At 59.8% G+C, this 13,647-nt stretch carries 16 protein-coding genes; 7 read left to right on the plus strand and 9 right to left on the minus strand.

Annotated elements, in window-relative coordinates:
* Window positions 1-23: 23 nt before the first annotated feature.
* Window positions 24-521: an MFS transporter gene (locus ACMXYI_RS30405; RefSeq protein ID WP_415770798.1), complete on the minus strand. Its 498-nt coding sequence runs from the start codon at window positions 519-521 to the stop codon at window positions 24-26.
* Window positions 522-621: 100 nt separating this feature from the next.
* Here ACMXYI_RS30405 and ACMXYI_RS30410 point away from each other — a divergent pair, with 100 nt between their 5' ends.
* A complete protein-coding gene (locus ACMXYI_RS30410; protein ID WP_415770799.1) occupies window positions 622-2,676 on the plus strand; it encodes a S9 family peptidase in 2,055 nt (684 codons plus the stop codon).
* A gap of 119 nt (window positions 2,677-2,795) precedes the next feature.
* Window positions 2,796-3,269 carry a cyclic nucleotide-binding domain-containing protein gene (locus ACMXYI_RS30415; protein WP_074880516.1) on the plus strand — a complete coding sequence of 158 codons (474 nt, stop codon included), beginning with the start codon at window positions 2,796-2,798 and terminating at the stop codon, window positions 3,267-3,269.
* On the opposite strand, the gene ACMXYI_RS30420 is transcribed toward ACMXYI_RS30415, so the two are convergent.
* Window positions 3,266-3,556, minus strand: coding sequence for a hypothetical protein (locus tag ACMXYI_RS30420; RefSeq protein ID WP_415770802.1), 291 nt, complete (start codon window positions 3,554-3,556; stop codon window positions 3,266-3,268). The genes ACMXYI_RS30415 and ACMXYI_RS30420 overlap by 4 nt on opposite strands.
* A 98-nt stretch (window positions 3,557-3,654) precedes the next feature.
* On the opposite strand from ACMXYI_RS30420, the gene ACMXYI_RS30425 reads away from it, so the two are divergent.
* From ACMXYI_RS30425 to ACMXYI_RS30440, 4 genes are all read left to right on the plus strand, one after another.
* Entirely contained in the window at window positions 3,655-4,341 is a 687-nt protein-coding gene (locus ACMXYI_RS30425) for a spermidine synthase (RefSeq protein WP_007898703.1), read from the plus strand.
* 48 nt (window positions 4,342-4,389) lie between these two features.
* Window positions 4,390-4,764 carry a YajD family HNH nuclease gene (locus tag ACMXYI_RS30430; RefSeq protein ID WP_283183420.1) on the plus strand — a complete coding sequence of 125 codons (375 nt, stop codon included), beginning with the start codon at window positions 4,390-4,392 and terminating at the stop codon, window positions 4,762-4,764.
* Between the two features lie 181 nt (window positions 4,765-4,945).
* On the plus strand, window positions 4,946-5,416 hold the full coding sequence (locus tag ACMXYI_RS30435; protein WP_007944014.1) for an RNA methyltransferase: 471 nt from the start codon (window positions 4,946-4,948) through the stop codon (window positions 5,414-5,416).
* 92 nt (window positions 5,417-5,508) lie between these two features.
* Window positions 5,509-5,886 carry a YgaP family membrane protein gene (locus ACMXYI_RS30440; RefSeq protein ID WP_415770804.1) on the plus strand — a complete coding sequence of 126 codons (378 nt, stop codon included), beginning with the start codon at window positions 5,509-5,511 and terminating at the stop codon, window positions 5,884-5,886.
* Between the two features lie 101 nt (window positions 5,887-5,987).
* Here ACMXYI_RS30440 and ACMXYI_RS30445 read toward each other — a convergent pair whose 3' ends face one another.
* Entirely contained in the window at window positions 5,988-7,217 is a 1,230-nt protein-coding gene (locus tag ACMXYI_RS30445; RefSeq protein ID WP_415770806.1) for a hypothetical protein, read from the minus strand.
* 90 nt (window positions 7,218-7,307) lie between these two features.
* Window positions 7,308-7,757 carry a YcgN family cysteine cluster protein gene (locus tag ACMXYI_RS30450; RefSeq protein WP_007898698.1) on the minus strand — a complete coding sequence of 150 codons (450 nt, stop codon included), beginning with the start codon at window positions 7,755-7,757 and terminating at the stop codon, window positions 7,308-7,310.
* Between the two features lie 167 nt (window positions 7,758-7,924).
* On the opposite strand from ACMXYI_RS30450, the gene ACMXYI_RS30455 reads away from it, so the two are divergent.
* Window positions 7,925-8,518: a nitroreductase family protein gene (locus ACMXYI_RS30455; protein ID WP_033054040.1), complete on the plus strand. Its 594-nt coding sequence runs from the start codon at window positions 7,925-7,927 to the stop codon at window positions 8,516-8,518.
* Window positions 8,519-8,573: 55 nt separating this feature from the next.
* On the opposite strand, the gene ACMXYI_RS30460 is transcribed toward ACMXYI_RS30455, so the two are convergent.
* The 5 genes from ACMXYI_RS30460 to ACMXYI_RS30480 form a co-directional block, all read right to left on the minus strand.
* On the minus strand, window positions 8,574-9,506 hold the full coding sequence (locus tag ACMXYI_RS30460) for a D-2-hydroxyacid dehydrogenase (RefSeq protein ID WP_123366771.1): 933 nt from the start codon (window positions 9,504-9,506) through the stop codon (window positions 8,574-8,576).
* Between the two features lie 120 nt (window positions 9,507-9,626).
* Window positions 9,627-9,920 carry a YcgL domain-containing protein gene (locus ACMXYI_RS30465; RefSeq protein WP_415770808.1) on the minus strand — a complete coding sequence of 98 codons (294 nt, stop codon included), beginning with the start codon at window positions 9,918-9,920 and terminating at the stop codon, window positions 9,627-9,629.
* Window positions 9,917-11,050, minus strand: a complete 1,134-nt coding sequence (rnd, locus tag ACMXYI_RS30470) for a ribonuclease D (RefSeq protein WP_415770810.1) — start codon at window positions 11,048-11,050, stop codon at window positions 9,917-9,919. Before rnd ends, ACMXYI_RS30465 begins: the two co-directional genes overlap by 4 nt.
* Window positions 11,051-11,173: 123 nt before the next feature.
* The gene (locus ACMXYI_RS30475; RefSeq protein WP_415770812.1) at window positions 11,174-11,836 is read right to left on the minus strand and encodes a class I SAM-dependent methyltransferase; all 663 of its coding nucleotides are present in this window, start codon (window positions 11,834-11,836) and stop codon (window positions 11,174-11,176) included.
* Between the two features lie 73 nt (window positions 11,837-11,909).
* The gene (locus ACMXYI_RS30480; protein ID WP_415770814.1) at window positions 11,910-13,559 is read right to left on the minus strand and encodes a phosphoethanolamine transferase; all 1,650 of its coding nucleotides are present in this window, start codon (window positions 13,557-13,559) and stop codon (window positions 11,910-11,912) included.
* Window positions 13,560-13,647 lie beyond the last annotated feature (88 nt).

Raw genomic sequence — 13,647 nt, forward strand, 5'->3', positions numbered from 1 at the left:
CTCGCTGAAAGGCAGGGGCAAGGTTACAAACGCGGTTCGACCCGCAATCGCTGAGGGTTGCTCGGCACCGGTGGACGCCCGTAACGGTCATCGCCCGCACCACCGAAAGGATGATCCTCTTCAGGGTCATCGGCCCGGGCAGCAGCCTTGGCAGCGGCAGCCTGTTCCTTGCGAGCGTTGGACGCACGTTCGATAGGGAAACGGATCGCCACGAATACCAGGTAAATGCCGAAGGCGATCATGCCGTACATGAACAGGTCGGAAACCGCCCGCCAGGCGTTGTTGCCGACCTTGAACAATAGATCAAGGGCAGTAATGGCGATGGCCGGGGCAACCTTTTCCTTCACCGGATCAATGATGGTCGGGCTGAACAGCAACACGGCAACCAATAGCCGCAGCGGCTCACGCAGCCAGCGCCACATCCAGCGGGTGATACGCATCCACACCAACAGGCAGCCCAAAGCGGCAAAGGCGTAGAGGCCCCAAGCGATCAGATAGTCGTTCTCGGTCATGGTGTCCATGGCAAGGCAGGCAAAGAGGCGCTTATAGTAACGACTTTTCGCACGTCAGGCTTGCCCGCCGTCTGCGAACCCTATTTCGTAAAACGCTCGAGAGTCCTTCATGCCCCTATCCGTCAACGTTTCCGACGCTCCCATTGCCCACAAGGCCGAAGGCGACGACCCGTATGCCTGGCTGCAGGAGCGCGACACCGACGCGGTGCTCGACTACCTGAAAGCGGAAAACATCTATCAAGAGGCGCAAACCGCCGATCAGGCCGGGCTGCGTGAAACCCTGTTCGAAGAGATCAAGGGCCGGATACTCGAAACCGACCTGTCCTTGCCCTCCCCTTGGGGTCCGTACCTGTATTACACGCGCACCACGGCCGGGGATGAATATGCCCGTCACTACCGCTGCCCGCGCCCTGCCGATGACAGCCTGCAGCTTGACGAAAGCAAGGAACAGCTGCTGCTGGACCCTAATGCGCTGGCCAAAGGCGGCTTCTTTTCCCTGGGCGCCTTCAGCATCAGCCCGGACCACCAGCGTCTGGCCTACAGCATCGACGCCACGGGCGATGAGATTTACACGCTGTTCGTGAAGGAATTGTCCAACGGACGTGTCAGTGAACTGGAATTCCAGGATTGCGACGGCAGCATGACCTGGGCCAATGACAGCCTGACGCTGTTCTTCGGCGAACTGGACGACACCCATCGCCCGCACAAACTGTTCCGCTATCGGCTGGACGGTACGGCAGCCGAAGAAGTGTTCCATGAGCAGGACGGTCGATTCTTCATGCATTGCTACCGCTCCAGTTCCGAGCAGCAATTGCTGCTGTCCCTGGGCAGCAAAACCACCAGCGAAGTCTGGGTGCTTGACGCGTTCCAGCCGCAGCAGGCTTTTACCTGCATCGCACCGAGGGTTGAAGACCATGAATACGACGTCGACCACGGCGCGCTGGACGGCCAATGGACCTGGTTCATTCGCACCAACCGCGACGGCATCAACTTTGCCCTGTACCACGCCGTAGACACCGGTGTGGCGCCGACCGAGGCCGACTGGCAGAACCTGATCCCGCACAGCGACACGGTGATGATCGAAGGCATGAGCCTGAATACCGGTGCCATGACCCTGAGCTTGCGTGAGGGTGGCTTGCCGATCATCGAAGTTCATCCGCAAGACCTGCCGAGCTACCGTGTGCAATTACCGGATGCGGCCTACAGCCTGCACGTGCAGAACAGCCTGGAATTCGTCAGCGACAGGATCCGCCTGCGCTATGAAGCGCTGAACCGTCCGGCGCAAATCCGCCAACTGATGTTGGGCGGCGGCGAGCAGAAAGTGCTCAAGGAAACACCGGTGCTCGGTCCGTTCGACGCCGACGCCTACGTCAGTCAGCGACTGTGGGCGACCGCACCTGACGGTACGAAAGTGCCGATCAGCCTCGTCGTCAAACGCGAAGCACTCGGCAAGCCGACGCCGCTTTATCTGTACGGCTACGGCGCTTACGGCGAAAGCCTCGACCCGTGGTTCTCCCACGCCCGCTTGAGTCTGCTGGATCGTGGCGTGGCGTTTGCCATCGCTCACGTGCGTGGTGGCGGCGAATTGGGCGAGGCCTGGTATCGCGCCGGCAAGCAGGAACACAAACACAACACCTTCAGCGACTTCATCGCCTGCGCCGAACACCTGATTGCCAACGGTTTCACTACTTCACAGCAATTGGCGATCAGCGGCGGCAGCGCCGGCGGTCTGCTGATCGGCGCGGTGCTCAATCAGCGGCCGGAGTTGTTTGCTGCTGCGATTGCGGAAGTGCCGTTCGTCGACGTGCTGAACACCATGCTCGACCCGGATCTGCCGTTGACCGTCACCGAGTACGACGAGTGGGGCAATCCTGAAGAACCGGACGTCTATGATCGGATCAAGGCCTACGCCCCGTACGAAAACGTCACCGCGCAAGCCTATCCGGCGACCCTGGTGATCGCCGGCTACAACGACAGTCGCGTGCAGTACTGGGAAGCAGCCAAGTGGGTAGCGAAATTACGCGCGACCAAAACCGACACCAATCCTTTGCTGCTCAAGACCGAATTGGGTGCCGGGCATGGCGGGATGAGCGGTCGTTATCAGGGATTGCGTGACGTAGCACTCGAATACGCATTTGTTTTCAAGGTTTTGGGCATCGCCTGAGGAACTTGGCCCGGCGTGTCGGTCTTAACACCGAACACCGGGCTGACGCTGCTACAGAGAATCGCGACATTCTCGCCAGACCGGAACAGCAACAGACACAAGAAAAAGACCGTGACGACATGTCAGAACCGACCTTACTGAACAACGAAATTCGCGACTGGCTGATGGACTGTGGCCTGTTCGATCAACTGCTGCCGGCGGACTTCGCCACGGCCTCGGGCTACTTCAGCATCAGCACCATTGCTCAGGGCGAAGAGATTTTCCATGAGGGCGATGCCGGCAGCTTCATGTGCATCATCCACACCGGCCAAGTGGCGGTGCAGAAAACCAACAGCGACGGGCATCAGGTGACCATGGCAACGTTGCGCAGCGGTCGGGCGTTCGGCGAAATGGCCGTACTCGACGGCGAACGGCGCTCGGCCAGTTGCGTGGCCGCGAGCAATTGCCAGTTGCTCAATCTGGGCAAGGACTCGTTGGAAAAGATGCTCAACGATGCGCCGAAAATCGCCGCTAAAATCATCCGTGCCCTCGCCGTCTCCCTCTCCAAACGCTTGCGCATGGCCGATGGGCAACTGCTCTCGCAGCAGGTTTAACCGCCGGGTGATTTGGTTTTCGACGGGTTTTGCTCCAGCCCAGGCAGTGGCTGGTCCTTGCTCGGCGGGCTAGGCATTTCAATGGGCACCAACGGCGGACCGCCACTGCCGGGCCCGGTTCTGGGCGCGGCGGTCGGGGTGATTTGCGGGTACGGTGTCGGGGTCGCGGTGCCGGGCGAACCGGGCAGCGGCGCAGGGTTGGTCGGAATGGTTTGCAACTGCTGGGCCTGCACTGCAGTTATCGAGAGCGCGGCCAAGGCAATGACCGTTAGAATGGTGCGCTTCATCAATGGCTCCGTTGGCCTTGTTGTCTTTTTGCAGGCTACTCCCAACTGCGCGTGTTTGCCTTCCCCCTCTTATGCCAATTTCTCCTCAAGTGAGTCCCATGAAACGTTTCGTTCTGCTCGACACCACTCCAATTCCTGAAAATGGCGGTGCCTTGTGCCTGTTCGAATACGGTGAGGATTTCGTCATCAAGATCCAGGGCGGCGACGGCGGGCAACTGATGAACACCCGCATGCACGGCTCGGAAGATGCACTAGCGGAGATCCCGTGCCGTAAAGTGGCTGGCCGGCCGAATTCGCGCGTGCTGATCGGCGGCCTGGGCATGGGCTTCACCCTCGCCTCGGCCCTCAAGCACCTGGGCAAGACCGCTGAAGTGGTGGTCGCCGAACTGGTGCCGGGGGTGGTGGAGTGGAACCGTGGACCGCTGGGCGAGAAAGCCGGGAACCCGCTGCTGGACCCGCGCACGGTCATTCGCATGGAAGACGTGGCCAAAGTCCTGCAGGCCGAGCCGCAAGGTTTTGACGCGATCATGCTCGACGTCGACAACGGCCCCGAAGGCCTGACCCAGAAGGCCAACAGCTGGCTTTACTCCGCTGGCGGCCTGAGTGCCTGCGCCAAGGCCCTGCGGCCCAAAGGCGTGCTGGCCGTCTGGTCCGCGAGCGCTGACCGACAGTTTTCCGACAAACTGAAGAAGGCCGGCTTCAAGGCCGAGGAAGTCCAGGTCTTCGCCCATGGCAACAAAGGCACCCGTCACACCATCTGGATTGCCGAGAAGCTCAAGGGCTGAGCTAAACTTGGCTCATAACCGTCATTAGTCTTTTACAAAGGTGAACCCATGAGTTCGTCAACACCTGCGACCAACACGTCGAAACTCGACCGCATCCTTGCCGACAACCAGCGCGACAAGGAAATGGGTTACCGCGACAAGGCCCTGAAAATGTACCCGCACGTGTGCGGCCGCTGCGCCCGTGAGTTTTCCGGCAAGCGCCTGAGCGAACTGACCGTGCACCACCGCGACCACAACCACGACAACAACCCGCAGGACGGCTCGAACTGGGAATTGTTGTGCCTGTACTGCCACGACAACGAACACTCGCGGTATACCGACCAACAGTATTTCGGTGAAGGTTCGCTGAGCTCGCCGAAAATCGCCAAGGCGACGCATAACCCGTTTGCCGCGTTGGCGGGGTTGATGAAGAAAGACGAGTAACCCGCTTACTGATCGTTCCCACGCTCTGCGTGGGAATGCATCCCGTGACGCTCTGCGTCACATTCAGAAGCGGAACGCGGAGCGTCCCTGGCGGCATTCCCACGCGGAGCGTAGGAACGATCAGTGCCCCCCTCCCCCAATCCCCGTATAATCGCCGTTTTTTCCCCGAAGGCACCCGCTCGTGGCAGACAAACGGTACAGCTGCATTGGTTTGTATAACCCCAAATCACCGGAGAACGTCGGTTCGGTGATGCGCGCCGCTGGCTGCTATGGCGTGGCGTCCGTGTTCTACACCGGCAAACGTTATGAACGCGCCGCCGACTTCGTCACCGACACCAAGCGCGTCCACTACGACATTCCGCTGATCGGCATCGACGACCTGAAAAAAATCCTGCCGCTGGGCTGCGTTCCGGTCGCTGTGGAACTGGTGGACGGCGCCCGTTCGCTACCGGAATACACGCACCCGGACCGCGCGCTGTACATCTTTGGCCCGGAAGACGGCTCGCTGGATAAAGAGATTCGCGACTGGTGCGAAGACGTGGTCTACATCCCGACCACCGGTTGCATGAACCTGGCGGCCACCGTCAACGTCGTGCTCTATGACCGCATGTCCAAGGGACTCAACACCCGCTCCGGGGCGAAATTTCGCTGATTCACCGCACATCCGATGGAACAAGCCGCCCGCCTTGGCAGTCAGCTTAAGTATCTATTCTTGAAGCAGTCATTCCAGCCAGGAGACAGATCATGAGCGAACTCAAACGCGTAGAACGCATCGAATCCACCCCGTTCCAGACTCACCCTGAGCAGAACGTGCAGGGTTGGGAACGCATCGGTTCCCTGGCCGGCGGCGTGGTGATGGTCGGCAAGGGCCTGCGTCGCGGTGGTCTGTTCGGGTTGATTCAAGTGGCGATCGGCGGTGTAGCCCTGGCGCGAGGTATTACCGGGCACAGTTCGGCGAAAAGCCTGCTGGAGAAAAGCCGTCAGGACATGAACAACGTGCGGGCGAAGATTCAACGGGCGGGTGAAGAGTTGAACCGGTTGAAGGCGAATGCTGAAGCGGCGACCAATACCGCTACCGTGACCGGTAATGATTCTTTGACGTCGCCGAAAACCGGGGCCTGATCCGAGCGTTGCGGTGGGGCATAAGGCCTCATCGCGAGCAAGCTCGCTTCCACATTGGAATGCGGTCACCTGTGGGAGCGAGCTTGCTCGCGATGGCGGTGTTACTGAAGCAACTCGGTATCAAGGACTTTGGAAGATTCACCGATAATGCTTTCAGCCAGTTGAACAAACTCCTTGGTATCCACGCTCTCCAGATGCATCGCCCCGCGCAACACATCATCCAGCGAACGCTTGTTGCGGGTCTTCAGGCGAATCTCGCGATCCAGTTCCTGCAATAACACGACCGCTTTTGACACCTGTGCCGGGCTGACCTGCTCAGCGCGCAAGGTCGTGACTTTCTGGCTGTCCTTGGCCAACTTCTTCTGCAAACTCTCATACCGCTCATCACTCATGCCGCCGGCGCGGCGCACCAGTTCGATGGCGTAATACTCGGCAAATCCTTCGCTGATCCAGTCACTGCGCTGCTGGTCGTTGATCCGCCCGAACACCTGCGCCAATTCCCGCACCAGCGCACTGCTGCCGCTTTCGCTGACCATCGGCAGACGCGTGTTCAGATAGATCGATTCGCGCGCGCCCAGACTGCCGCGCCACATCGGGTCGTTGGCGCCGACGATCAACAGTTTGGTGGGATGACGGGGATACACCGCCTGCACTTGCGGCCAGACAAAGGTCAGCAGTGTCAGCACATCCATGCGGCGCATGCCCTGGCCCTGAGGCGAGGCGACGGTGACCTCGGTTTCCCCCAGCCGCGTACGACGGGTGCCGAGGTGGCCGGCGAGCATCCAGCCCGTGGGCCGGTCGAACAGGCGCGAGACGTTATCGACGCGGAATTTGTTCTTGCCGATTCGCGGCCAGGCGGTTTCAACGCTTTTCCAGCCGGTGGGCAATTCGAATTCAAGGCGTGAGACCAGCTCAATGCCGTCCTGCTGATCGAGCTTGGCCGCTGGTACCAGATCGTCACCGCGCATCAGCGCCCAAGTTGGCGTCATGCGTGTATCGAAGCTGCCGCTCTTGCGTCCGTGGCTGATGCGTACGCGGTAGGTCAGGCTGGCCTTGTCGGCGGCCGGACGCCAGACACCACGGGCCTGCTTGCCCGGCGTGAGTTGCCATTGGCCGTCGGCCTTGAAATCGCTGTAGTGGCTGCCATCGCCCAAGTCAAAATCCAGACTGCGTACCGCCGAACCCTGAGCCAGAGTCAGCCGCACTTCGGCCTGATCGCTTTGCGGCAACAGGCGCACGTGGTAATCCAGATCGACCTTCTTCGCCGCCCACACGGGCGAACCCAGGGCCAATAGCCCAAAAGCCAACGCCAGCCGCAATCCCACAGCCATACACACTCCTTGTGGCGAGCGAGCTTGCTCGCGCTGGGCTGCGTAGCAGCCCTGAATTCTAGTAATCACTGCCGATTTTGTGAGTGGGAATTAACCCGCCCGGAAAATCAGATGGTCTTCCCAATCGTCTTCGGCCACGCTGCCTTCGGCGAGCATGCGCCCGGACTGGGAAATACGTTCGTGGTGCACCGCATCGCGATCACCGCACACCAGATGGTGCCAGAGCGGCAGGTCCTTGCCTTCGCTGACCAGTCGATAGCCGCAGGTCGGTGGCAACCATTTGAATTCGTCAGCCTTGCCCGGCGTGAGCTGGATGCAGTCGGGGACGAAATCGCGGCGGTTCGGGTAATCGGTGCACTGACAGGTTTTCAGGTCCAGCAGTTTGCAGGCGATACGCGTGTAATAGACGCTGTTGTCGTCTTCATCTTCGAGCTTTTGCAGGCAGCACAGGCCACAGCCGTCGCACAGCGATTCCCATTCCTCTTGATCGAGTTGATCGAGGGTTTTGCGTATCCAGAACGGTTCGACTTTGGCGGCCATGGCTCAAGCATCAACATCAGGTGGTGAAAAGGCCGCCAGTCTAGTGCCAAGGCCCTTGTGGGCCAAGCGTTGGCGACTGCCGGTAAAAAACGAGCTTGTCAGTTATTGTGCCGCCCAGTAGGGTTTTGCGTCGCCCCTCACCTTCAAACGTAGCAAGGAATCTCTTGATGAGTGCCAATCCACGCGTTGCCGACTATGCCATCCACCCTCAGTTCACCGACCGCTGGTCGCCCCGCGCCTTCACCGGCGAAGCGATCTCCGAAGAAACCCTGCTGAGCTTCTTCGAAGCTGCACGCTGGGCGCCATCGGCCTACAACTCGCAGCCTTGGCGGTTTCTGTATGCGCGTCGCGACACGCCAAACTGGGAGCGCTATCTGGGCCTGCTGAATGAGTTCAACCGCAGCTGGGCGCAACACGCCTCGGCACTGGTGATCGTGATCTCGAAAACCACCTTCGCGGTGCCTGGCGCCACCGAAGAAACCCCGGCCTTGTGGCACACCTTCGACACAGGTTCCGCTTGGGGCCATCTGGCACTGCAAGCGAGCATCAGCGGCTGGCACACCCACGGCATGGCCGGTTTCGATCAGGACCTGACCCGCAAAGAGCTGAATATTCCCGAGGGTTATGCGCTGCACGCTGCGGTAGCGGTGGGCAAACTGGGCGATAAGGCGACGCTGGCGGACTATCTGCAAGCACGTGAAGAACCGAGCCCGCGTCGTCCGCTGAGCGAGTTGGCCGCCGAAGGCGACTTCACCCTCTAAGCCACACCGCTGATAATCGTTCCCACGCTCCGCGTGGGAACGATTAGCGGTGGTTTCAGTAGCCGCGATTGAAATCCACTTCCCCGCGCAACGCCTCACCCGCCTGATATGCCCGCAGGTTCTCGACAAACAGATTCACCATCATCGATGGCGAGGTCGGTGCCGAGCTGTGGCCAGTCAGCAGCAAGCCCCAAGCGGTCCAGAACGGATGACGTTGCGGCAGCGGCTCCTGACGGCAGACGTCGATCACGGCTCCGGCCAGATGCCCTTCTTTCAAGGCTTCCACCAGGTCCGCGTCGACCACTGCTACGCCGCGTCCAACGTTGATGAACAACCCGGTCGGCTTGAACTGCTTGAACAGCGCCGCGTCGTACAGGTCATGGGTGTTCGGCGTATTCGGCAGCAGATTGATCACGTAATCCACTTCACCCACCAGACGCGGCAAATCAGCCAGCGCTCCGACTTCGACAAACGGCGCCTGCTCGCGGGCTTCGCTGGCGATGCCGTACAACTCGACGCCAAACGGCACCAGGAACTGCGCCACGGTCTGGCCGATATCACCGGTGCCGACGATCAATACTTTGCGCCCGGCCAGGCTTTGGCCCTGGCGACTGTCCCACTTGCGCTCGACCTGGCTGACCAGCCGCGGCAGCACTTCGCGTTCGTGGCCGAGCATATAGGTCAGCACGTATTCGGCCATGACCTGCCCGAAAATCCCCACCGCCCGGGTCAGGCGATAGTGACGTGGCAAGCCATCGGCCAGCAGCGGCGTAATGCCCGCCCAGGTCGATTGCAGCCATTGTGGCTCGTGGCCCTGACGCAGCAAGGTCGCCAGCAGGTCCGGCTGGCCGAGCCAGATCGGACAATCAGCAGCCTGGCTGGCCAGTTCGGCGGAGTCGCCGCTGGTCAGCACTTCCAGGTCGGGCGCTGCTTGACGCAACAGCTGGGCGTACACCGGGTGGTCGTGTTCAGCAATCAGAACGCGCATGGTTCAAACCTTTCAAAAACAGTGCAGACGGCCGCCGATGGAGTAACGCTCCATCGCCCTGGCCATCGCCAAAATCATTCCAGTGTTTCATAAAGGCTCTGAACAGAGCCTGTCTGCCGGTCACATCGGGTCGTTGCGGCGCAGCAACTCTTCCGGCAAGTGTTCGATGTACTCGTCTTCGGCCGGCGGCATTTGCAAGTGATAACCCTGCCTCTCAAGGTTTTCCAGCACCACGGTGATGTCCTCGCGCGACAGTTTGCGCTCGGGGGTCAGCACCAGATCAAAGGCGTGATGCGGTTTGCCGAAGGCGGCCATCAGACTTTCCGGGACGCGCTCCAGTGCATCGCTTTTGAGCACATAGAGGTACATCTCGTTTTTCTTCAAGCTTCGATAAATGGAGCAAATACGTTTCAAGGCTGTTCTCCGGCGGTGGCCAGGCTGTCGAGCAGCGCCTGGCCCATCAATTCGCGGCGCCAGCCACGCAGCGAATCAGGCAATTGGTAGGGACCGTTGGGATAGCCGCTCTTGAGCAGCGCCTCCAGGGTTTTCTTGCGCAGCATCAGCTCTGGCGCAATGTTCAGGCGTTCAGCTTCGGCCTGGCCGATCGCACGCAGCTGTTTGATCAGCGCGGCGGCGTCCACCGGCAAAGGCTCCGGCACCGCTGGCGGCCATTGATCAGGCGACACACTGCCTGAGCGCTTGATCAGATCAAGCAGAAATTCGCCGTCCTGACGCACGGTACGCGGGTGCATGTCTTCGATTTTCGCCAACGCGCCAAGGTTATCCGGCTGAGTCCGCGCCAGCGGCCACAGGGAATGCTCACGCACGATGCGGTTGCGCGGCAGATCACGGGCGCGGGCCTCGCGCTCGCGCCAGGCGCACAGTTCACGCAACACGGCGAGCTGGGCGCGGGAAAGCTTCCAGGCCAGCTTGGCTTCGCGATAGACCTCATACGGATCAACTTCGCGGCGCAGGTTGGCCACCAGCTCGGCGCCGTCTTCCAGGACCCAGGCGTACTTGTCGTCAGAAAGCTTCGGACGCAGCTGTACGAAAACTTCCGCCAAGTGCAGGGCATCTTCGGCGGCATAGCTGATTTGGGTGTCGGAAAGCGGACGTTGCAGCCAGTCGGAACGGGTCTCGCCCTTGGGCAGGTCGATGCCGAGCACTTCCTGCACCAGCCGCGAATACCCCATGGAAAAACCGAGGTTCAGGTAAGCCGCGGCCAACTGGGTGTCGAACAGCGGCACCGGCAGGCTGCCGGTCAGGCGCAGCAGGACTTCGAGGTCTTCGCTGCACGCATGGACGACTTTGACCACGGCCGGGTTTTCCAGCAACGCGGCCAGAGGTTGCCAGTTGTCGATGGTCAGTGGATCAATCAGGTAAGCGCGTACGCCATCGCCGATCTGCAGCAGGCCTGCAATCGGATAAAAGGTGTCGACCCGCATGAATTCGGTGTCGAGGGCAACGTATGGCAGCTGCTGCCACTCGGCGCAAAACTGACCGAGGCTATCGTTGTCGCGAATCCAGTGAATATCGATGGCCACACGGCTCTCCCTTGAAGAATGGCGCGCAGTATATATCGCCCCCGGCGATTTCCGCGCATCCACTGAACAAGAGCTTTAGCGAAAATGCCTGCCAAACAGCAAGAAATGTCTGACAAGCGGAGACTAACTGGCCTTACGCAGTACGTAGACGCGCATCCGCGCACAGCCGGGCAGGAAGTCCTGATGACTGAGCACGCGCAAACCTGCGCGCTTGAACTCGGCTTCCACGTCGGCCTTGCTGGCCAACGGTCGGGCCGGAACGCCCTGTGCATCCGTGCGCCGGCCTTTGAAATGAGCATCGACCCGTAACGCCACAATCACCGTATCGCGACTGACCCGATGGAACTCCTTAAGCATGGCCAAACGATGCTCGGGGCAGGCGATGTGTTGAAACAGCTGCATGCAAAAAATGCAGTCAACCGCATTCGCCGACAAGCCGATGTTGAACGCTGAACTCTGAAAGGTCTTGACCCGTTTCAGCAGGTTCTGCGGATGGTGGGTGCGGGCATGATCGAGTATGTCCTGCGACGGGTCGGCCGCGAGAATCACCCGGTTGGCATGCTCGGCCAGTACCGGCCAGAAGCGCCCGACACCGCAGGCCAAATCGAGAACCAGGCCCGGCTCGCCGGCAGCCTTGAGCGCGTTGCGCACCAGTTGCTCGTCACGCCAGAACGTCAACCGCCCGGCCAGGCCACGCGGTCGCGGCTGAAGACAGACGCGGGCGTGCTCCTGATCGTAGCGCCGGGCGATCTCAAGCTCGATGGCGGATGGGGGTTGAGCGGACATGTGCAATGTTCTCGGGGGGAAACTCTACCGGCCGCAGGTTAGCCGCCGGTGCGTGAAAAAAAGGTTGAAGCGCTCACTCTTTGGCCAATACGCCGTCGATCACCGCACCGCGACACCCGGCAAACATATCCAGGTCCTGGTTGTAGACCTTGCTCTTGACCTCCAGCAAACCGAGCATCGAATGGAACAGGTTGTCCTGGCTCAAGGGCGTTTCGCGACTCAGTTGCAGGCAATGGGTGTCCACCGAGAACGACTTTTGATAGCTGTCGGAAAACCATGCCAGCATCGCGACATGCTTTTGTTGTTCCGGCGCCAGCATGTAAGGCGTGCCATGCAGGAACAAGTTGTACTCGCCCAGGGATTCGCCGTGGTCCGACAGATAGAGCATCGCGGTGTCGACTTTGTCCTGATTGTTACGCAGCAAATCGATCAGGGTGGACAGCACGTGGTCGGTATACACCAGGGTATTGTCGTAGCCATTGACGATACTTTCGCGACTGCAATTGTTCAGGGCGTTACTTTCACAAACCGGGGTGAAGCGCTCGTATTCTTTCGGGTAGCGCTTGAAGTATTCCGGACCGTGACTGCCCATCTGGTGCAACACCAGTACCGTGTCTTTATCCAGGGTATCGATGAAGTGCTGCAAACCCTGCAGCAGGATTTCATCGCGGCATTCGCTATTGGCACACAGCACCGGGTCTTTCAGGTTACTGACGTCGTCGAGGGTGACCCGATCGCAAGTGCCTTTGCAGCCCGATTGGTTATCGCGCCAGATCACGTCGAGCCCCGCGCGTTTGAGTACATCCAGCAGGCCTTCCTGGTTCTTTGCCTTGCTGGCGTTGTAATTCTTGCGGCCCATGTCGGAGAACATGCACGGCACCGACACCGCTGTTTCCGTCCCGCAGGAATGCACGTCGGTGAACGCGATCAAGCCGGCCTCTTTATCCAGTTTGGGGGTGGTGTCACGGTCATACCCCAGGATGCCGAAGTTCTCGGCCCGGGCACTTTCGCCCACCACCAGCACGGTCAGGGATTTGCGGCCGTGGGTTTGCCAGGCAGGATCCCGCTGGGCATCTTCGCCCAGTTTGACGAAGGGTTGCCGCGCAGAGGCGACCTGCTCACGCAGATAGCCGGCCGAGGCGCCGATGTAGTTGCTCGGCACCACCATCAGGCGCAACTCATGATGATTGCGCAACAATGAGGACAAGCCTTGATAGTTAACCAGTGCGACACCACCGATCACAGCAACTGATGCGGCACTCACGAGAATTTTACTGAGTAGTTCACGGTGCCAGCGACGGTAACTAACCGGCGTCCTCCATAACAACCAGGACGGCAAAACACCGAGCAAAACAATATAGACAAGCAACTTGATCGAGAGTAAGTCACGCACTTCCGTCGCATTGGTTTGAGCAAAGTTACGCAACATGCCGGTGTCAATCAAAACACCATATTGACTCATGAAGTACGCCACACCAGCACTGACCATGAAGATCAGCGTCAGGACCGGTTTCATCACGGGCCGGAAAGCCAGCAGGGTCAGCACAATGTTGAAGGCAGCCAGGATCATCAAGCCGAAAGCCACGCGCATGACGATGCCCTGACCGTCCGATGCCGTGATTTCAAACAGGTGTTGCCAGAGAACAAGATTGAAGCCCGTTAATAGAAAGGCGCTGGCAATCAGTGTCACCCACTCGGGGCGCACGGCTTTAATCTTCAACATGATGATCGGCTGTTCCTGAAAAGAAGTGCCTTCGGTAAATGTGAAAATTTCATTTACCGCGACAGCACTAATTTTAGGCAGCCAACCA

This window comes from Pseudomonas lyxosi (assembly GCF_047758685.1).
Taxonomy (GTDB): Bacteria; Pseudomonadota; Gammaproteobacteria; order Pseudomonadales; family Pseudomonadaceae; genus Aquipseudomonas; species Aquipseudomonas lyxosi.